18 protein-coding genes and 3 pseudogenes are annotated in these 20,083 nt (G+C 60.3%); 19 read left to right on the top strand and 2 right to left on the bottom strand.

Annotated features, from left to right (window positions below):
- Positions 1-136: 136 nt before the first annotated feature.
- Positions 137-961, top strand: a complete 825-nt coding sequence (locus tag M1D78_RS10895; protein ID WP_437419248.1) for a UvrD-helicase domain-containing protein — start codon at positions 137-139, stop codon at positions 959-961.
- Positions 962-1,188: 227 nt separating this feature from the next.
- Here M1D78_RS10895 and M1D78_RS10890 read toward each other — a convergent pair whose 3' ends face one another.
- Positions 1,189-1,695 carry a hypothetical protein gene (locus M1D78_RS10890; RefSeq protein ID WP_437419249.1) on the bottom strand — a complete coding sequence of 169 codons (507 nt, stop codon included), beginning with the start codon at positions 1,693-1,695 and terminating at the stop codon, positions 1,189-1,191.
- Between the two features lie 403 nt (positions 1,696-2,098).
- On the opposite strand from M1D78_RS10890, the pseudogene M1D78_RS10885 reads away from it, so the two are divergent.
- The 3 genes and pseudogenes from M1D78_RS10885 to M1D78_RS10875 form a co-directional block, all read left to right on the top strand.
- Positions 2,099-2,521: pseudogene (locus tag M1D78_RS10885) on the top strand (phosphotransferase); the annotation flags it as partial.
- A gap of 148 nt (positions 2,522-2,669) precedes the next feature.
- On the top strand, positions 2,670-2,873 hold the full coding sequence (locus tag M1D78_RS10880) for a hypothetical protein (RefSeq protein WP_437420394.1): 204 nt from the start codon (positions 2,670-2,672) through the stop codon (positions 2,871-2,873).
- A gap of 27 nt (positions 2,874-2,900) precedes the next feature.
- Complete coding sequence (locus M1D78_RS10875; RefSeq protein WP_437419250.1) at positions 2,901-3,662, top strand: SDR family oxidoreductase; 762 nt, start codon at positions 2,901-2,903, stop codon at positions 3,660-3,662.
- 162 nt (positions 3,663-3,824) lie between these two features.
- On the opposite strand, the gene gcvA is transcribed toward M1D78_RS10875, so the two are convergent.
- Complete coding sequence (gene gcvA / locus M1D78_RS10870; RefSeq protein WP_437419251.1) at positions 3,825-4,721, bottom strand: transcriptional regulator GcvA; 897 nt, start codon at positions 4,719-4,721, stop codon at positions 3,825-3,827.
- A 185-nt stretch (positions 4,722-4,906) separates the two neighbouring features.
- Between gcvA and M1D78_RS10865 the strand changes: the two genes are divergently transcribed.
- The 15 genes and pseudogenes from M1D78_RS10865 to M1D78_RS10795 all read left to right on the top strand — a co-directional run bounded on the left by M1D78_RS10865 (position 4,907) and on the right by M1D78_RS10795 (position 20,065).
- A complete protein-coding gene (locus M1D78_RS10865) occupies positions 4,907-5,758 on the top strand; it encodes a transketolase (RefSeq protein WP_437419252.1) in 852 nt (283 codons plus the stop codon).
- On the top strand, positions 5,755-6,753 hold the full coding sequence (locus M1D78_RS10860; protein WP_437419253.1) for a transketolase family protein: 999 nt from the start codon (positions 5,755-5,757) through the stop codon (positions 6,751-6,753). The genes M1D78_RS10865 and M1D78_RS10860 overlap by 4 nt, the downstream gene beginning before the upstream one ends.
- A gap of 73 nt (positions 6,754-6,826) precedes the next feature.
- Positions 6,827-7,591: an SDR family NAD(P)-dependent oxidoreductase gene (locus M1D78_RS10855; RefSeq protein ID WP_437419254.1), complete on the top strand. Its 765-nt coding sequence runs from the start codon at positions 6,827-6,829 to the stop codon at positions 7,589-7,591.
- Positions 7,592-7,698: 107 nt separating this feature from the next.
- Entirely contained in the window at positions 7,699-8,673 is a 975-nt protein-coding gene (locus M1D78_RS10850; protein WP_437419255.1) for a TRAP transporter substrate-binding protein, read from the top strand.
- Positions 8,670-9,236: a TRAP transporter small permease gene (locus tag M1D78_RS10845; RefSeq protein WP_437419256.1), complete on the top strand. Its 567-nt coding sequence runs from the start codon at positions 8,670-8,672 to the stop codon at positions 9,234-9,236. Before M1D78_RS10850 ends, M1D78_RS10845 begins: the two co-directional genes overlap by 4 nt.
- On the top strand, positions 9,233-10,492 hold the full coding sequence (locus tag M1D78_RS10840; protein WP_437419257.1) for a TRAP transporter large permease: 1,260 nt from the start codon (positions 9,233-9,235) through the stop codon (positions 10,490-10,492). The genes M1D78_RS10845 and M1D78_RS10840 overlap by 4 nt, the downstream gene beginning before the upstream one ends.
- 47 nt (positions 10,493-10,539) lie before the next feature.
- Positions 10,540-11,427 carry an NAD(P)-dependent oxidoreductase gene (locus M1D78_RS10835; protein ID WP_437419258.1) on the top strand — a complete coding sequence of 296 codons (888 nt, stop codon included), beginning with the start codon at positions 10,540-10,542 and terminating at the stop codon, positions 11,425-11,427.
- Between the two features lie 30 nt (positions 11,428-11,457).
- Positions 11,458-12,333 carry an AEC family transporter gene (locus M1D78_RS10830; protein ID WP_437419259.1) on the top strand — a complete coding sequence of 292 codons (876 nt, stop codon included), beginning with the start codon at positions 11,458-11,460 and terminating at the stop codon, positions 12,331-12,333.
- 68 nt (positions 12,334-12,401) lie between these two features.
- The gene (locus M1D78_RS10825; RefSeq protein WP_437419260.1) at positions 12,402-13,337 is read left to right on the top strand and encodes an alpha/beta hydrolase; all 936 of its coding nucleotides are present in this window, start codon (positions 12,402-12,404) and stop codon (positions 13,335-13,337) included.
- Positions 13,338-13,453: 116 nt separating this feature from the next.
- A pseudogene (locus M1D78_RS10820) lies at positions 13,454-14,299 on the top strand (MCP four helix bundle domain-containing protein); the annotation flags it as partial.
- Between the two features lie 39 nt (positions 14,300-14,338).
- Positions 14,339-15,113 (top strand): annotated as a pseudogene (locus M1D78_RS10815) (methyl-accepting chemotaxis protein); the annotation flags it as partial.
- Between the two features lie 329 nt (positions 15,114-15,442).
- The gene (locus tag M1D78_RS10810; protein ID WP_437419261.1) at positions 15,443-16,753 is read left to right on the top strand and encodes an OprD family porin; all 1,311 of its coding nucleotides are present in this window, start codon (positions 15,443-15,445) and stop codon (positions 16,751-16,753) included.
- Between the two features lie 371 nt (positions 16,754-17,124).
- Positions 17,125-18,105: a Bug family tripartite tricarboxylate transporter substrate binding protein gene (locus M1D78_RS10805; RefSeq protein WP_437419262.1), complete on the top strand. Its 981-nt coding sequence runs from the start codon at positions 17,125-17,127 to the stop codon at positions 18,103-18,105.
- A complete protein-coding gene (locus tag M1D78_RS10800) occupies positions 18,105-18,548 on the top strand; it encodes a tripartite tricarboxylate transporter TctB family protein (RefSeq protein WP_437419263.1) in 444 nt (147 codons plus the stop codon). The genes M1D78_RS10805 and M1D78_RS10800 overlap by 1 nt, the downstream gene beginning before the upstream one ends.
- A complete protein-coding gene (locus M1D78_RS10795) occupies positions 18,548-20,065 on the top strand; it encodes a tripartite tricarboxylate transporter permease (protein ID WP_437419264.1) in 1,518 nt (505 codons plus the stop codon). The genes M1D78_RS10800 and M1D78_RS10795 overlap by 1 nt, the downstream gene beginning before the upstream one ends.
- The last annotated feature ends 18 nt before the right edge of the window (positions 20,066-20,083 follow it).

The following is a 20,083-nucleotide window of genomic DNA, read 5'->3' as shown; positions in this document are numbered from 1 at the left end:
CGAAAGTCTGGAAAGAAGTAAAAAGAGTATGCAGCGCTGCTGGGTATCCTATCCCAGCTTTTATGACCATTAAAGCGCGCGTGCAAGCCACTTCGTCAAACCGTTCGTGCCTTTTGTTTTCCCCGGAAAGCGTTGTATGGGGTTCAACTTCGATGGTGATCCGGGGAGATACGCCTCTGGGGTGGGGCGCTTCTTCGACTCTGCGAGCAAGGTCTACGCAAAGGAAATTGCCCGCCTATCCCATGAACTGATAGGTAAAAGCGACGGTGCTTTGATTCATCGTCTTGAGTGTTTGTACGACGAGATTCTGATCGACGAGGTGCAGGATTTGTCAGGGTACGACTGGAGCATCTTGGAGGCACTATTTGGTACGCGCATAGAGATCCGGCTCGTGGGGGACACACGCCAAGCGGTCTTTTCCACAAACCCACACAGCAGGATGAAGAAGGCTTTTGCCTACTCCAAATCACTTGGTTGGTTCAGAGGGCAGCAGGAGGCAGGTCGCCTAGAGATCACCTACAGCTCCATCACCTGGAGGTGCTGCCAGGCGATCGCCAGATTCTCCGACACTATTTTCGAGCCAACCTGGGAGTTCCCAGAAACAACCTCCGAGAATCACGAGGCCACGGCGCACGACGGGGTCTTTCTAGTGAGGAAGGAGCACGTCAGTCAGTACGTCGATACATTCCAACCTCAGTGCCTTCGCAACAGCATCAGGTCGGGCAGAGAATTCGATCTTGATTACATGAATTTTGGTGTGTCGAAGGGGCGAACCTTCAACCGAGTGCTTATCTATCCCACCGACCCAATTGGCAAATTCATCAGCAAGGGTGAGTACCTCGTACCACTGTCAGCAGCTGACTTCTATGTAGCGGTCACACGAGCCCAGCAGAGCGTGGCGATTATCCTTGATAAGCCTGGCGCGTCGCCGCTTCCCTATTGGTCACCCTCGGACGCTTGAACGTAGGCAGCTGCCTTGATCCGAAAGCAGCAGCATCATTGCCTAAGAGCAGCCTGCTCCGAGCAAGCTACGCAGCCCAAGAGAAAATAGCGCGACTGGCTCCTGGGAGCGCCTGGGGCTGCTGTGATACGCCTTGCCTAGTATCGACCTAGAGTAAAGCGCTGCGACAAGAGACCGACGGTTCGGGGTTTCTTTGCTGATACTCGGCACCGATACAAAGCCGCGATTTAGCGATTGTCTCCCGCCAGCTTCATCACCCGGTAGTCTTGCACAAGCACCAACTGCTCCATCATCTCGAAATCGGGATGTTCACCCATGTACTCTCGCAGTTCCTCGAAAGCATTGGTCGACAGGGCAATCGCGTATTTCCTCGCCTCGCCTTGCGCTAAGTGGGGGATATTGAGCGCAATTGCATCAAAAAGCCCCTGTGCAGCCTCGCGCTCAAGACTCTGTAGACGCTCATCACTTACCGGAGTGAGATCGAGCGTATTTCGAATCATCCCCATCGCCGTCTCATTCAATTCTCGGATCTGAAGCCTTGCCGACGCGGCGAAAGGAACTGCATCGTTCTGCGCGAGATCGGTCAGGCCGCAAACCCGGCTGATTTGCGCATGGATGTCGCCTCTCTCCGTCGAGCCACTTTCGTCCTCGATCAGATACTTAAGCTGATCCAGTTCTTCAGTGATGGCCGCGACGATGGATGCTTCCCAATCTGAAGCCTGCGGGATGAACATTATCTACCTCCAAGTGTGTGGGCGGGAGATAGTACCCGCTGCAGGGGCTTTCGGTGACTCAGGAGCGTCTAGCTTGGGCGCTAAATGGTGCCGCTTTCAAAAGACCGCTTTCGGCCAAAAGCGGCCGTTGGACTGAGGCTAATAAGCCTGTCGCTCAATAGCGTGGCAACTTGTGGCGCAGTGGCATGTCAGCCAGGGCTTCTCTGATCCGACCAAGACCCCGCTGGTCCGCCAGATTCTCAAGGGCATTCGGACACCGCATCCACGCCAACAAAAGCAGGCTGTACCGATACAGTTACGCCAGCTTGAGCAGTGCGTGTTGTCGTTAGAGCGAAACGGGGAGCAAGCCCGTGCCGAGGACGACTGGCCACGGTTTGGGCGCTGTTGGCGCGATCGTGCCCTGATGCTGATCGGCTTCTGGCGGGCGTTTCGCAGCGACGAGCTCCGCATTTCCTGGGCTGAGATGCCCCGTTCGCTGCAGCTCGATGCAGCGAGTGCGCGCACGCTTTGCCTGAACATGCTGGACGCCATGGCCGCTCTGCATCGGCTCGGAACCGGCGTCAGCAGGGCTGGCAAGCGTCGGCAAAGGTCCGGGCTATTGTCAGCGTCAGGTGGACGGCTGGGACCAGCGCTACGAGGCCGCGCGCACCTGGAATGTGCCCAGCTACGAAAGGTCCGTGAATGGCTCAAGCGCAATACCCCAGCCGACCGGGGCAGCTGTGTCATCCATAACGACTGGCGCTTCGACAACCTAATCCTGGATCCGCAGGATCCCACCCGCATCATCGGTGTGCTGGACTGGGAACTGGCGACCGTTAGCGATCCGCTGATGGATCTGGGGAGCATGCTCGCCTACTGGATACAAGCCGATCACAATCGGCTGATGCGTGCGTCACGCCGGCAGCCGAGAATATTCTTGGCATGCTCAGCCGTCAGGAAGCGGTGGCCTACTACCTCAAGCAGGTTGGCCTGTCATGCGACAACTGGGCGTTTACGAGATGTTCGGACTGTTCCGCCTGTCCTGCATTGCTCAGCAGATTTACTACCGCTACCACCACCGCCAAACCCACAATCCGGCGTTCAGGCATTACTGGCTGATGGTGAACTACCTTGACTGGCGATGCCGAGCGATCATCCGCCGTTCCGGCCTCTATTTCACGAGCCGAGTTTTCATCTGATCCGTTATTTGTAAGGCATCTGCAGGCATGAACAACAAGGGACCAGGCCGTAAAAGCATCCTTATCACAGGCGCCAGCTCTGGCCTTGGTGCAGGCATGGCTCGAGGCTTTGCAACACTCGGCTACGATCTTGCCTTGTGCGCGCGGCGTACCGAGCGGCTCGAAACGTTGAGAGACGAACTGGCCGGGCAGCACCGTGTCAGGGTTGAGCTGCGCGCCCTGGACGTGAACGACCATGACGAGGTCTTCTCGGTGTTTGGAGACTTCCAGCGGGTCTTCGGCCAGTTGGACCGAATCATCATCAACGCCGGCGTAGGTGAGGGACGCCGTATAGGGACCGGTCATTTCGAGACAAATCGCAAAACGGCCGAAACTAACTTCATCGCGGCGCTGGCGCAGTGTGAGGCTGCAGTGGAAATCTTCCGCCAGCAGAACGCCGGCCATTTGGTGACCATTTCCTCAATGAGTGCCATTCGCGGCCTGCCCAGGCACCTGACCACCTACGCTGCCAGCAAGGCGGCCCTGGCAAGCCTGACCGAAGGCATCCGTGCTGAATTGCTGGCAACGCCGATCCGCGTTACCACCATTTTCCCCGGCTATATCCGTACCGAACTGAACGCCGGCGCAAAGAAGCTGCCCTTCGAGGTGGATGAGGAAACAGGCTGTCTGGCAATGGTCTGCGCCATTGAGCGTGAGCCGGCGATCGCCTATGTTCCAAGGTGGCCGTGGCGCCTGATGGCGGTGTTGATGCGAATCATGCCGCTGAGTTGGATCGTTAAGCTGAACTGATTGATTTGGCTTTCGGCCAGGCGTCGGCTTGGCCTTGATCGTTGCTCCTGCCCGTAGCACCGGGGCGAGCGAATCGATTGAGAAATAACGTGTTTTTTACGTCGAGTGTGGCCAAGGGGGGCCTTGGTCCGTCCTTGGCGGGCGCACGCTCCGGCGTGCTGGCTAGCGGCCCTCAAGCTCGCCGAACAGCCAGTTCTGGAAGCTGCGAATCTTCGGCAGCTCCGCGCGCGATTTCAGCATGTTGAAGGTGTAACCCTGGATCTTCGGCCCTTTGAGTCCCAGCGGGGCGACCAGGCGCCCGGTATCGAGTTCGCGCTGGGCTAGTAGCAGGCTTTCCAGGCAGACACCGAGGCCATCCACCGCGGCGCTGATCGCCATGAAGGAGCGATCGAAGCGCGGCCCGCGGGAGATATCGAGCGGCACCTTGCGGTGCTGTCGCATCCAGTCGCGCCAACTGACGAGGCATACCTCGCTGTGGATCAGGGTGTGGTGGTGCAAATCCTCCGGCACGCGAATCGGATGCTCGCCGGTGGTCAGCGAGGGTGCACAGAGCGGCACGATGGTTTCGGGCGGGAAGGGGAGCACCATGGTCCCGGCCGGTTGCAGTCGTTTCATGCCGTAGCGGATGTCGATGTCCACCCCTTGAGTCAGCAGGTCGGCCGGCGCCGGGTAGGACGCGTTGAGCCGCACGTCGATATCCGGTTCCAGGGCGCTGAAGCGGGCCAGACGCGGCATCAGCCATTGGGTAGCGAAGCTCGGCGTCGAATGCACGGTGAGGATGTCGCTCTTGGCCGTGCGCCCCAACTCGCGCGTCGCCATCTCGATCTTCGCGAACGCTGCGGAGACCTCCTCCGCATAGAGGCGGCCGGCGTCGGTCAGCACCACCGCACGGTGTACCCGGTGAAACAGGCGCACCCCGAATTGTTCTTCCAGCAGTTTGATCTGGTGGCTCACGGCCGAAGGCGTGACGAAAAGTTCTTCCGCCGCCAGGGCGAACGAAGACAGCCGAGCAGCGGCTTCGAATGCCTGTACTGACTTCAGAGAAACGCGGGTTTGCATGGTGATTTCACATTAGCTCAGTTCATCTATTGGGCATAACTATTCGTTTGAGAAGAGGAAATCAAGGGCATAGGCTTTTTCCTACCCGCCGGACGCGTCGTTCAGAAGGCTACAAACGCCTTCGCCAACATGACCGATGCGCAGCCAGCAAGCCGCTAAGCCGGACCAATAACAAGGAGATATCCGTGCAAAACGATACGTCACCGGCCCTCGCGAGGGTCGCCGTAAGCGCCTACCGTATTCGCCGCTTCGCCCTCCAAATGGGCGAAGTGCAAGGCCAGGGGTATGTGGGCCAGGCACTGGGCTACGCCGAGGTACTGGCAACCGCCTACTGCCATGCCATGAACCTGCGTCCCGAAGACCCAAGCTGGGAAGGTCGCGACCGCTTCCTCCTGTCTCACGGGCATTACGCCATCGCCTTCTACGCCGCGCTGATCGAGGCGAAGATCATCCCCGAGGACGAACTCGACACCTACGGCAGCGATGACAGCCGCCTGCCCATGTCCGGCATGGCGACCTATACGCCAGGCATGGAAATGTCCGGCGGATCGCTCGGTCAAGGCTTGCCGATTGCAGTAGGGATGGCGCTGGGCCTGCGTCTGAAGGGCAACCCGGCGTTCGTCTACAACTCCATGTCCGACGGCGAGCTCGATGAAGGCTCGACCTGGGAAGCGGCAATGAGCGCGGCCCACCACGGGCTGGGTAACCTAATCTGCCTGGTGGACATCAACAACCAGCAGGCCGACGGCCCGTCGAGCAAGGTGATGGCCTTCGAGCCACTTGCCGACAAGTGGGCTGCCTTCGGCTGGCATGTGCAGCGTGTCGATGGCAACGACCTCGCCGCTGTCATCGCCGCCTTCGACACCGCGCGCAACCTCACCGAGGCCAAACCGCGCGTAATCCTCTGCGACACCCTGATGGGCAAGGGCGTGCCGTTCCTTGAGCAGCGCGAGAAGAACCACTTCATTCGCGTCGATCCGACCGAGTGGCAGCAAGCCCTCGACATCCTCGATCAAGCCCAGGGAGCCGCCAAATGAATACCACCGTCAAGAAGCCACGCCTGACCACTTCGGCGATGATCGCGTCAATTGCCTCCGAGGGGCAGCGCGTAACGGCTGCGCCCTTCGGCAAGGCGCTGGTCGAGCTGGCTGCTAATCGTCCCGAGATCGTCGGCCTCACCGCGGATCTCGCCAAGTACACCGATTTGCACCTCTTCGGTCAGGCTTACCCGGAGCGGTTTTTCCAGATGGGCATGGCTGAGCAGTTGCTGATGGCCTCGGCCGGCGGTATGGCGAAAGAAGGTTTCGTACCGTTCGCCACTACCTACGCGGTGTTCGGCACCCGTCGCGCCTTTGACTTCGTGCATCAGGTGATCGCCGAGGAAAACCTCAACGTCAAGATGTGCTGCGCGTTGCCCGGCCTCACGACTGGCTACGGCCCTAGCCACCAGGCCACCGAGGACATCGCGCTGATGCGTGGCATCCCCGGCATGACCATTGTCGACCCCTGCGACGCGCTCGACACCGAGCAGGCCGTACCGCAGATCGCCGCCCACAACGGCCCGGTGTACATGCGCCTGCTGCGCGGCAACGTGCCGCTGGTGCTGGACGAGTACGACTACAGCTTCGAACTGGGTAAAGCCAAGCTACTGCGTGATGGTCGCGACGTGCTGGTGATCTCGTCCGGAATCCTGACCATGCGCGCACTCGAAGTGGCCAAGGCGTTGGGGTCGGACAAGATCGACGTGGGCGTCTTGCACGTGCCGACCATCAAACCGCTCGACGTCGCGACTATTTTGCGCGAAGCGGGCCGCGGCGGCCGCCTGGTGGTTGTGGCGGAGAACCACACCACGGTTGGCGGGCTCGGCGAAGCCGTGGCGACCGCACTGCTGACCGCCGGCGTCACTCCGCAATTCCGCCAGATCGCGCTGCCCGATGCGTTCCTCGATGCCGGCGCGCTGCCAACCCTGCACGACCGCTACGGGATTTCTACCGAGGCGATGTCCGCCACCATCAAGGGTTGGCTCAGCTAAGCGCACTGCGCTCACTCTCAGAACACTGCATTCAGACGCGCCCGCTGGGGCGCCCTATGAAGGAATTACCGTTATGAGCAACGCGCTTCTTCTTGCCGGCAAGGTCGCCATGGTTTCTGGTGCAGCCTCGGCACGCGGCATCGGCCTCGCCACGGCCCGCCTATTCGCCAGCCACGGCGCCAAGGTGGCGATTCTCGACCTCGACGAGGCGGCGGCCGTCGAGGCGGCTGCATCCATCGGCCCCGAGCATCGCGGTTATGCCTGCAACGTGGCGGACAAGGACGCCTGCCTGAAGGCGGCCGAACGTGCGATCGCAGATTTCGGCCGCATCGACATCTTGATCAACAACGCCGGCATCACCCAGCCGGTGAAGACGTTGGAGATCGATCCGGCCAGCTGGGATCGCATCCTCGACGTCAACCTGCGCGGCGTGCTCTACCTGTCGCAGGCGGTCATTCCGCACATGAAAGCGCAGGGCGGCGGCTCGATCGCCTGCATGTCCTCGGTCTCGGCCCAGCGCGGCGGCGGCATCCTCGGTGGCCCGCACTATTCGGCCGCCAAGGCCGGAGTGCTGGGGCTGGCAAAGGCCATGGCGCGTGAATTCGGCCCTGACAACATCCGCGTCAACTGCGTGACCCCGGGCCTTATCCAGACTGACATCAGCTCCGGCAAACTAACCGACCAGCAGAAGGCCGACATCGCCGCCGGCATTCCGCTCAATCGTCTGGGCAAGGCGGAGGAAGTGGCGGGTACCTATCTGTTCCTGGCGTCCGACCTCTCGGCCTACATCACCGGTGCGGTCATCGACGTGAATGGAGGCATGCTCATCCACGGTTGATGAAAAACGGTGCGGGCGCGTGGAGAGCGCTCGCCCCCTTGATGCGCGGCACGTAGAAGTACCAAAAGAACTGCAAACAATATCAATAAGAACGCAAGGTGAAGCTCATGAAAAAGACACTGATCGCGGTCGCTGCGACCTTCGCACTGGCTACTGCTTCCACTGGTTGGGCTCAACAGGTATTGCGCCTTTCCCATAACGCCGCGCCGGGCAATCCGAAGGCGGTGGCGTCGGAAAAATTCGCCGAGCTGGTCGAAGCGAAGACCAACGGCCGGGTCAAGGTCGACGTGGGTGGCAGTGCCCAGTTCGGCGATGACGTCGAGTCGCTGACCAACATGCGCCTGGGCACGCTGGCCTTCAGCACCAACTCCCAGGGCAGCACCGCGGGCGTGGTGCCTGAGTTCAACGTGATCGGCCTGCCGTTCCTGTTTCGCGACCTCGAACACGCCTACCAGGTGGTCGACGGCCCGGTCGGTGCCAAGCTCGACGAGGCGGCCAATGCCAAGGGCCTCGTGCTGCTGGCCCTGTGGGACAACGGCATCCGCCACACGAGCAACAACAAGCGCCCAATCACCAAGCCTGAAGACCTGCAGGGCATCAAGGTGCGCACCCCGCCGGACACCATGACGCTGGACATCTTCAAGGCGCTTGGCGCCAATCCGGCTCCCTTGGCCTTCTCCGAACTGTATATCGCGCTGCAACAGGGCGTGTTCGACGGTCAGGAGAATCCGCTGATGAACATCTATTCCTCCAAGCTCCATGAGGTGCAGAAGTACATCTCCCTTACCGGGCACAAGTACGAGACGACGCCGCTGCTCGCCAGCAAGATGGTGTGGGCGGGCCTCTCCAAGGCGGACCAACAAGCCGTCAAAGAAGCCGCCATCGAAGCCGGCAAGCTCAACCGAGAGCTGTCGCTCGCGGCTGATACCGAGCTTCGTACCAAGCTCGCCGAGGCCGGCGTGCAGATTAACGAGATCGATCAGGTGGCTTTCGCAGCCAAGACTAAGCCGGTCTATGACAAGTGGTCCAAGCAATATCCCGAGCTGGTCGAGCTGATCGTCTCGGAGGCGGGCAAGCAATGATGGCCGCCCAACTCTCAACCAAGGAGACGGCCCGGCCGGGTGGCCTGACGCGGTTGGCGAAGTGGCTGGACAGCGCGATCGTAGCCCTCAGCGTGGTAGCGGCAATCGCGGCGCTGGTCGTCATGTTCGGCTCGCTGATGGCCGAAGTGGTGGTGCGCTACCTCACCAACCAGGGCATGGGCTGGCCGAGCGAGATGCCCAACATCCTGTTTCCCTGGCTGGTCATGGGCGGCATCGTATTAGCCGCTCAACGAGGCCAGCACATCGCGGTCACCGCTATTCAAGGGTGGATCGGCCACGGCGGGAACAGGGTGCTGCTGATCCTTCACCAGGTTCTGATTACCGCTACCTTCTTCTACCTCGCCTGGGTGGGCCTCGGCGTCATCGAGATTACCGGTAGCGAGGTCTATCCCGTCACCGGCATCTCGGCGAAATGGGCCTACATGTCCATGATTGTCGGCTTCGTCGGCCTCGGCCTCACCGCGCTGACGACACTTGTCTACCTACTGCACGCCGGCGACCCACTCGCCGTTCGCGCTCACGACATCGAGGACGACCTATGACCCTCATGATGCTGGCGGTCTTCGCCGTCCTGCTGATACTGGCATTGCCGGTCGGCTACGCGCTGCTGATCAGCTCAGGGCTGGCGGCTATCACGGTTGGCGGCATGCCCAGCGTGGCGGCGATCGTGAAGATCTTCCAACCTACGCAGAGCTTCCCGTTGCTGGCGATTCCGTTCTTCATGCTCTCGGGCAGCCTGATGATGGGCGGCACGCTAGGCAAGCGTCTGATTGCCTTCGCCACCATGCTCGTTGGCCGTTTTCATGGCGGCCTGGGCCAGGTTACGGTGGTCGGCTCGACCGTGTTCGGCGGCGTGTCCGGCTCGGCGGTTGCAGAGGCTTCGGCGCTCGGCTCGATGCTGATCCCGTGGCAAAAGCGAGAGGGCTACCCCGGCGCATTCGCCGCTGCGGCCACGGCTTCGTCGGCCACCATCGCGGGGCTGATTCCACCTTCGATCCCGCTGATCCTCTATGCCGCCGTATCCAACCAATCGATCGCCGCGCTGTTTCTCGCCGGATTGCTGCCGGGCTTGTTGCTGTGTGCCGGATTCATGCTGACCTGCTACCTGTCGGGCCGCCTGCGTGGTTTCAATCGCCTGGCCAGCGAGGTCACGCTCAAGGGTGTGCTGCGCGTGAGCCTTGCTGCGGCGCCCGCATTGGCGATGCCGGCGTTCATCGTCGTGCTGCTGCGCGCCGGAATCGCCACGCCAACCGAAGTCAGTGTGCTGGCGGTGTTCTATGGCCTGATGGTGAGCATGCTGATCTATCGCGACCTGACCTTGCGCCGGCTGTACGATGCGCTGGTGCACACAGCCATCACGACTGGCGTGGTGATGCTAGTGATCGCAGCCTCGAACCTGGTGGGCTACGTTCTGACGGTAGAGTCCGTGCCGACGGCAGTCGCGGAGTGGACGGCGCAAACCCTGCAGTCGCCGTGGATGGTCATCCTGATGTTGAACCTGATTATGGTGACAGTGGGCATGTTCCTTGACCTGCCTGCCGCAATCCTGCTCCTGGGGCCGACCTTTGTCGCCATCGGCAACGCCATCGGTCTCGACCTCACTCAGCTCGGCATCATGATGGTGGTGAACCTCAGCATCGGCCTGTTCACTCCACCGGTAGGCACCACGCTGTTCATCGCCTCGGCCATCTCACGCGAGAAGGTCGGCGCGGTGGTGCGTGAGCTGTGGCCTTTCTACCTGGTGGCGATCACGGTGCTGGGCCTGGTCTCCTTCGTACCTGCCTTCACGTTCTATTGATGGGCGACAGCCCCGCCCATGCGGGGTTGTCGCCAGAGGAACTGCTCATGAGCATCATTGCATTCGCCGGGCTTGGCTCGATGGGCCTGCCAATGGCGAAAAACCTTCTGGCCGCCGGCCACCATGTGCGTGGTATCGACCTCAACCCAACCGCGCTGACCTCGCTCGAAGCAGCCGGCGGCGAATCCGCAGTAAGCGCAGCTGATGCTGCCCGGGGCGCGCAGATACTGATCCTGATGGTGGTCAATGCTGCTCAGGCCGAGCAGGTGTTGTTCGACGAAGGCGCTGTGCAGGCGATGGACGAGGGCGGCATCGTCTGCCTGATGGCGACCTGCCCGCCGGCTGCGGTCGAACGCATCGCTGAGCGGGTGGGCGCAACGGGCCGACGTTTCGTCGATGCGCCGGTGTCAGGCGGAACCGCTGGGGCTCAGGCCGGTTCGCTGACCATCATGGCGGCATGCGAGCGTGCCACCTTCGAGGCGGTGAAGCCAGTGTTCGAGGGCCTTGGCCAGCGCATTTTCCATGTTGGCGAGCGTGCTGGTCAGGGGGCGACCGTCAAAGCGGTCAACCAGTTGCTGTGCGGCGTGCATATTGCGGTGGTCGCCGAAGCCTTCGCGCTCGCCGCCAAGGTCGGTGTCGATCTTGAGGTGCTGTTGGAGATCATGGGCGGCTCGGCGGCCTCGAGCTGGATGCTCAAGGATCGCGGCCCGCGCATGCTCGAGGCCGAGCCGGAAGTCAGCAGCGCAGTAGACATCTTCGTCAAGGATCTGGGCATCGTGCTCGAAGCCGGGCGCGACGCCAAGGCGGCGCTGCCCATCGCGGCGGTCGCGCACCAGCTGTTCCTCGCCACTTCGGGACGCGGCGATGGGCGCGCCGATGACAGTCAGGTCATCCGCAGCTACCACGCCTTGAACGGCCCGCCAGCGAACGGCTGACGCCAGGCAACCACCAAAAAAGGAACCCCCATGCTCGTCCAGATCGTGAGCATCGTTTTCCCTGTGTTCACGGTGATCGCGATCGGCTACCTGTACGGCCGCAAGCATCGTCCGGATATGTTCGCCACTAATCAGCTCAACATGAGCATTTTCGTGCCCGCACTGGTCTTTTCCGCGCTGGCGGGCAAGTCGGTGGATCTTGCCCATGTGCAGGCGATTGCGCTTGGCGGTCTAGTCGTCGTGCTCGGCTCGGGTCTGCTCGGCTGGCCGATCGCGCGACGGCTGGGCTACGACCCCAAAACGCTGCTGCCGCCGATGATGTTCAAGAACGCCGGCAACATGGGTCTGCCATTGCTCTTGTTCGCCTTTGGCGAGCAGGCGCTGCCGGCCGCGGTGGTGCTCTTTCTGGTCGAGAACATTCTGCACTTCGCTGTCGTCACCTGGTGGCTGGGGCACAACGCGAAGCTGTGGCGCTTGCTGCGTGAGCCGGTGATAATCGCCGGTATTGCCGGGGTGACGGTGAGCCTGTCGGGCGTCACGCTGTGGCCGCCGTTCCTCTCGGCAATCAAACTCATCGCGGACGTGTCCACGGGCCTGATGCTGTTCTCGCTTGGCGTGCGGCTGAACACCGCGCCGTTCGCGCAATGGCGCATCGGCGTGGTCGGCGCGGTGGCGACACCGCTCACCGGAATGCTGATCGCCTACCTGTTCTGCCTGGCTTTGGATTTGTCTGCACACGAGACGGACATCCTGCTCGTGTTCGGTGCGCTGCCCCCCGCCGTGCTCAATTTCATGTTTGCCGAACTCTACCGACAGGAGCCGGAAAAGGTGGCCTCGATCGTTATCCTCGGCAACCTGGTCGCGCTATTTTCCATCTCGCTGGCTTTGGCCTTGCGGTTGGCCTGACCGTCCTGATGTTTCGTTCACAGGAGCCTTCGATGTCCTCATCAAACCGTGCCAGCCATGGCAAGCACTTGCTCGACCCGGCCTACCACGCGTTGCTCGACGAGGCGCCACAGGTGTGGAGCCTCGAAACGCTTCCGGTCATCCGCGAACGGGTACATGCGGGCTTTGAACCGGTCAGGCCTTTGCGTTTCAGGGAATATTGTATTGACCGCGCTGAAAATGACGCGCCCCTGCGGCTGTGTGTCTATGCACCGCCTGGCTTGGAGCCTGGCTTGGCCAGGCCTTCTATCTATTACATCCATGGCGGCGGCTTCGTACTCGGCAAGCCGGAAATGGCCGATGACCAATTGGCAGATCTGGCCCAGGTTCTGGGGGCCTGGGTCGTTGCGGTCGATTACCGATTGGCTCCGGAGCATCCATTTCCGGCACCGCTGGAGGATTGCTTCGCAGGGCTTGAATGGCTGATCGAACAGGCTGAGTCGCTCGGTATCGATCCGCAGCGAGTCACGCTGATGGGCCATAGTGCCGGCGGCGGTCTCGCGGCGGCGCTGGCGCTGCTCGCCCGGGACAGCGGCTTGCCGGCCCTGGCCGGCCAGCTATTGGTCTACCCCATGCTCGACTGTCGCACAGGGACGCCAGCAGCTCCCCGTGATAACCCGACAACCGGCGGATTCGCCTGGACGGCTGAGGCCAATCGCTTTTGCTGGCGTTGCCTGCAAGGCCAGCAGGCGCTCGACGAATACACGCTCGGTTATCTATCACCGGCCCTGGCGACAAATCTGGCGGGACTGCCTCCCACTTTCATAGCCGTTGGCGCCCTGGATTTGTTTTTCGAAGAGAACCTCGACTACGCACGGCGCTTGTCAGGTTCTGGCGTTGCAATCGAACTGCACGTCTACCCAAACGTGACGCACATGTTTGACCTGTCGCCCAGCTCTCAAACGACGCGATGCAAGGAGGCGATAAACCAAGCGCTTGTCCGCTGGTGGATAACTGATCATTAAAACTAGTTAGCTGGCGCTCTAGGGTCGGGCCGGGACGCGCGCTTAAGGCGACTGATAATCAGGGAATCGCCATCATTGCGAACAGTCGGGCAGGGCGCCAGCGTTACATCGTCTATATGCGTCCTAAAAAGCAAAAGTTTCTTTCCCTCTTGCCGATACTCCGTGAGAACCGATTAGGTGCCATGTGGGCGCCTCGCGTGGTATCTGGGAGGAAGCAATATGTTGCTGCAGAGAAAAACAATCGCCGCGAAGCTGATTGCTGCATTCGGTTTGTGTGCATGTGTGCATGTGTGACGTTGGCGGTCGGCGGGTTGGGCAAGCTTGAAGTAGCCGGCACACACAAGGCGCTGGAGCAAGTACTGATTGACGATCTTCAATCGATCACTAAGGCAAATGATGTGCGCAGCAACGTCATTGCGCATATTCGTGATGCCTACCGTTTGATTGGGCTGGTCGCGATGCAGGCGAGTGTTGAAGAGCGGAATGATGCGCGGGCCTCGATGCTGGAGAACCAGGGACAGGTAGAAGCTCTATTTGTCGAGTATCAAGCGACGCCGCAATCATTCGACGAGCGCGAACAGGTCGCGGCTTTCGAGGCGGCATGGAAGGGCTATACCGCTGCCATTGCCCGTGCAACCGCTGAGCTGGACATGGGCGATGCGGCGGCGGCCAAGCTGGTGCTGGATCGTGATGCCTTCCCGTCATACCGGGGCGCGACCAATGCAATGAAGGCGATCATCAACGAAAATAAAGAACGCAGCCGCGTCGCGACCGAGGCCGCCGCTGCAGCAAGCGTTCGCTCGAGCTGGATTTTGGGTACGGGTATCGCCGCAGCCTTTCTGGTATCAGTGTTGTTGGGCGTCTGGATCACACGCCTGGTTACCCGGCCAATACGCGATGCAATGGCTGCAGCGGAACGCATAGCCAAGGGCGATCTCACACAGCAGCTTGTCGCGCGTGGCCATGATGAGTCGGCCCAGCTGCTGCGCAGCCTGGCGGCAATGCAGGCGAGCCTGAGGCAAACGGTCGGCGAGATCACCGATGCGTCGGGGCTATTGGCCTCCGCCGCTACACAGTTGCATGCGGTGGCGCTACAGAGTTCGGAGGATCTTCAGACGCAAAACGGCGAAATCCAGCAAGCTGCGACGGCTGTGACAGAGATGAGCGCGGCAGTAGATGAGGTGGCGCGCAACGCTGTAAGCACTTCTGAAGCGTCGAACCAGACCAGCGCTGACGCGGAACGTGGCCGAGAGCAGGTATGTCAGGCCATTGCCGGCATTACTGCGATGGTCAGCGAGATCACCGGCTCGACAGACAAGGTCAGCGTTTTGGCGGGCGAGATCAGCAATGTCGGCGATGTGCTCGAAGTGATCCGCGGTATTGCGGAGCAGACCAACTTGCTGGCACTGAACGCGGCCATCGAAGCAGCGCGCGCTGGTGAGCAGGGTCGCGGCTTCGCCGTGGTCGCTGACGAGGTGAGGGCGCTTGCGCACCGTACGCAAAATTCGACTGGTGAGATTGAAAAGTTGATCGCCGCGGTCCGCGGCCGCGCCGGTGAGGCGGTGGCAGCCATGAGTAAGACCCAGGCGCTTGCGGGAAGCTCACAGGCTCAGGCGCTCGATGCAGGTCAAGCGCTGGAGCGGATCGTTGAGGGGGTCAGCCAGATCAACGAGCGCAACCTGGTGATCGCCAGCGCCTCGGAGGAGCAAGCGCAGGTTGCGAGAGAAGTCGACCGCAATCTAACCACTATTCAAACGCTCTCCACCCGCACGTCCGACAGCGCGTTGCAGTTGACCCAAGCGAGCGAATCCCTGGCGGATTTGTCTGGGCGGCTCAAGAGCGCGGTTGGCGCGTTCCGCTGCTGAAGGGGAGAGCTATGCAGCCCTCCCGATGATGTGCGTCGGGGAGGCTCATTAAATGATTGCTCTATCAGCACATTGACACATTAAAAAGCAATGATATGGTGGCTCGGCCTGGCTGTATTTCTATAGCGCCAGGGCGAGATCGTCGGTTGCCGTGCTGTGTTCATGCAATCGCTAGCTGTCGCCCGGTATCGCGCCTGAAGCCCGGCAAAGCCCAGATAAGTCTAAGAATAAGGAAGCGATATGAAGATCATGCTCAAGGTGGCTACTGGCATCGCCACGACCGTCGCGTTGATATCCGCCGGTACCGCGTACAGCGAAACGCAGAAAGAATCGAAGGGTTTCATCGAAGATTCGAAGCTGTCGCTGCTCAACCGCAACTTCTATTTCAACCGTGATTTCCGCGATGCTGACCCGGATGACCAAAGTTACCGAGAGGAGTGGGCGCACGGCATCATGGCGTTCTACGAATCGGGCTTCACCCAGGGGCCGGTAGGCTTTGGGCTCGACGCCTACGGCCTTCTTGGTTTAAAACTGGACAGTGGGCGGGGGCGCTCCGGCACTGGTCTGCTGCCTATCGACGAGGATGATCGCGCACGCGATGACTATGGCCATGTCGGCGGATCACTCAAGCTGCGGATTGCCTCGACAGTGCTTAAGTACGGTGAGATGCAGACTACTGCTCCGGTTTTTGCTACAGCCGATTCTCGGCTGCTTCCGGAAACCGCAACCGGCGTATTGCTCACGTCCGGTGACATTCCGGGGGCAGTGATCGAGGCAGGCCATTTCACGGCTTATAACTACCGGAACTCGACCAACAGCGACGGCGACCTGCTCGTGGAGACCGGTGAGGCTGATCAACTAGGCGACAGCATCAGTTTCGTTGGCGGGCGATACGATTTTACCGACAGCCTGACCGGGAGCCTCTACGCATCTAGTTTCGAGGACACTTGGCGGCAGTACTATGCAAACCTGAACTACACCCTTGTACTCGGCGAAGATCAGGCGCTGAACCTGGACGCCAACTTCTACCGCACCCGAGACGCGGGCGACGCCCACTTTGGCGAGGTCGACAACCGCACCTATAGCCTGGCCACGGAGTATAGCTTGGGTGCCCACTCGTTCACCTTCGCCTACCAGAAAGCGAATGGTGACACGCCTTTTGACTACGTCGGCGGTGATTCGATCTTTCTGGCTAACGCAGCATCTATCTCTGATTTTGTCGGCGCCAACGAGACCTCGTACCAGCTGCGCTACGACATCAATTTCGCCGCCTATGGCGTACCCGGCCTGAAAATGTCGGCGCGCTACATTCGCGGCGACAACATCGACGGCACCGACGCGGATGCCAGCGGTGCCTATGCCGGCCTTCAGGGCGCCGCCGGCAAGCATTGGGAGCGTGGCTTCGATGTGCGTTACACCGTGCAATCCGGTCCGGCGAAAGACCTAAGCCTGCGCCTGCGCCAAGCCACCCACCGCGCCAACGATGACCAAGCCGAAGGTGACGTCGACGAAGTGCGTTTCATTGTCGAGTATCCGCTGGACCTGATCTGACTCTACGCACCGCTGGTGGTCGGCAGGTGCTGGCTAACCAGCGCAGCGTCGATCGGTCGCCGCCAATATCGCTCGACTGACGGGTCACGCTGCACCAAAAAGCGATTTCAGCCCTGTTGCGTCATGTTTCCGTTCGCAAAAAATAGCGCCACTTAGGCCTTGTTCTAGATTGGAAAATAAACGCTAAGTCTTTGAAAAGAATCATTTATCGGCAGCATTTGCCGCTTTGATTTTTACATCAAAGGAGTGTTTGACGGTTCGATTGAAAAGGGCTAGATTGCATTTTAACCAGCCAATATGCATGTAGGTTGGGCGGTACCGATTGCTCGCTTGAGAGCAAAAGCGATACAACGAAAATAAGGACAATAAGCATGAAACGAATGGCAACCCAGCTGCTTGCGGCCAGCTTTCTCCTCACGTCCACGTTGGCAATGGCAATTGAGCCACCCAAGCGGCCCGCATGCATCGCACCCGCCGGCCCAGGCGGCGGACTCGATTTCATCTGCCGTAGCATCAGCAAGGCCCTTAACCAGCAGGACATCATTCCCGGCAACATTGCCGTGACCAACATGCCAGGCGGTGGTCATGGGGTTGGTTTCGCCCATGTCGTGTCCAAGCGTCAGGGTGACTTCGGCGTCTTCGTCGCGACCAGCACCGGCACCGTGACGCGCCTGGCACAGAACGGTTATCCAAACCTCGATTCGACCATGGTCAATTGGGCTGCCTCGATGGGGGCTGAGCCGGGCGTAATCGCGGTGCGCAAGGATTCCCCCTATCAGTCGCTCACCGATCTCGTGGATGCCATGAAAAAGGCGCCTGGCAGTGTGACCTTTGCTGGCGCGAGTCCCCAAGGTGGTGACGACAATCTGCGGGTTCTGCTGACAGCCAAGCGTGCGGGCGTGTCCGGTCTCAAGGATCTGCGCTATCTCTCCTTTAATAACGGCGGTGACGCCCTAGTTCAGGTCGTCGGCGGGCATGTCGATGTGTTTACCGGCGACCTTTCCGAATCGCTGGGCTTCTTCGAGTCCGGTGACCTGCGCATCCTGGCGGTACTCGCCGATGAACGCGTGGAAGGTAAAGTAGCCGATGTGCCCACGGCTAAAGAGCAGGGCGTTGACGTGACTTGGCTGAACTTCCGCGGTGTGTACGTTGCCCCGGGCATCACCGACGAGCAGTACGACTGGTGGGTGGACTCGCTGCACAAGCTGTACGAGACGCCCGAATGGAAGCAAGTCATGAAGCAGAACGGGCTGATGCCGTTCCACAAGACAGGTGACGAGTTCAAGCAGTACGTAACCGAGCAGATCGCTGAAGTGAACGCTCTGTCGAAAGAACTGGGGATTATCAAATAATGAAAAACGATCGCGGACTCGGCCTGGCGGGCTTGATTCTGGCCATCGCCTACGGGTGGCAGGCTCAGCAACTCCAGGTTGCGTCGGCGGGTGCTGGGGCCATCGGCCCCGGTGCATTCCCGACGCTGCTGGCGATAGGCCTCGCAATTTCAAGCATCTACTTCATGGTCAGGCCAGATGCGGACCAACCCTGGCCATCGCTCAAGGTATTCATTGAGATTCTGGCGGTGTTCGGCGCGCTTGTCGTCTTCGTGCTGACCCTGGAAAGCGTCGGCTTCATCATCGCAGCAGGAGCGGCGATCGCCTTTCTCGCCTGGCGCATGGGTGCGTCGCTCAAACCGGCCGCACTGGTTGGTAGTTGTGCTTCGATCGGCATGTTCGCGCTCTTTAATTACGGACTTGAACTGTCCTTGCCCGCTGGCGCCTTCTGGGGGATGAACTGATGGAACTGTTTGACCACCTCATGCTGGGATTTAGCGTCGCGCTGCAGCCGGAAAACCTTATGTTCGCGCTTATCGGAGCTTTTCTCGGTACTCTGATTGGCTCGCTACCTGGCTTAGGGCCGGCAAATGGCATAGCCATTCTCATCCCGCTTGCGTTCAGCCTCAACCTTGGTGCGGATGCGGCGCTGATCCTGCTCACCTCCGTCTATGCGGGCTGTATGTACGGCGGCCGGATATCCTCGATCCTGCTCAATATTCCGGGTGATGAGCCGGCAATGATGACCTGCCTTGATGGCTACCCGATGGCCAAGAAAGGCCGGGCCGCCGATGCCTTGGCAATCTCCGCTGTCGCTTCCTTCGTTGGCAGCTTCTTAGCCGTGATCGGATTGGTGCTGCTGGCGCCACTGCTGGCCAAGTTCGCACTGCGCTTTGGCCCGGCCGAATATTTCGCTCTGTTCATCCTGGCGTTCGCGACACTGGGCGGCATCACCGGCAAAAACCCGATGAAAACTGTGTTCGCCACCTGTATCGGTCTTATGTTTTCGACCATCGGGATCGATATGACTACCGGTATTGAGCGCTTCACTTTCTCCAACATGCACCTTTATGAGGGCATCGATTTTATCGTGATCATTGTCGGCCTGTTCGCAGTGTCCGAGATGTTCATCTTCCTCGAGTCGCATGCCGGCGAAGGGCGGCCGATGATCAAGGTCGAGAAGATCACCCTGCGCGCGATGGACATCGTCCGGATTCTGCCAACCACCGTGCGTGGCAGCGTTCTTGGCTTCATCGCTGGTGTATTGCCGGGGGCGGGCGCCTCGTTGGGCAGCTTCATCAGCTATACGCTGGAAAAAAAGGTGATCGGCAGCAAGGGCACCTTCGGGGAAGGCGACATCCGCGGCGTCGCGGCGCCGGAATCGGGCAACAACGCAGCCTCCAGTGGTGCGCTTGTACCCATGCTGACCCTGGGCGTGCCTGGCAGCGGCACCACCGCGGTACTGCTGGCGATGCTGATTACGCTCAATATCACGCCAGGCCCGCTGATGTTCCAGCAGCATGCCGATGTGGTGTGGGGCGTCATCGCGGCGCTGTTCGTTGGCAACGTGATGCTGTTGTTCATGAACATCCCGCTCATCGGCGTATTCGTGAAGATCCTCTCGATACCACCGAAGTACTTGATGCCCATTGTCACGTTGATCGCTGTGGTTGGTATCTACTCAATCACAAACTCGACGCTTGATCTCTACATGATGATTGGCTTTGGTGTACTCGGTTACATCTTCCGCAAAGTCGAGATACCGCTTGTGCCTATCGTGCTGGGAACGTTGTTGGGACCGACCATGGAGGTCAACCTGCGTAACGCAATGAACCTGTCGGCCGGAGATACCTCGATCCTCTGGGCGAGCCCGATTGCCATCTCGATCTGGGCCTTCGCGATCATCGGGTTGTTGACGCCCGTGCTAATTGGTCCCTTCCTGCGCAAGCGGATGAAGAAGGCCGCCGAGAACATCGCCTAATGCTCACCGGGGCGGCTC

It is taken from the genome of Pseudomonas sp. SA195, from assembly GCF_054131565.1.
The sequence above is the reverse complement of the archived record's forward strand: the minus strand, read 5'-3'. Positions and strand labels throughout refer to the sequence as shown.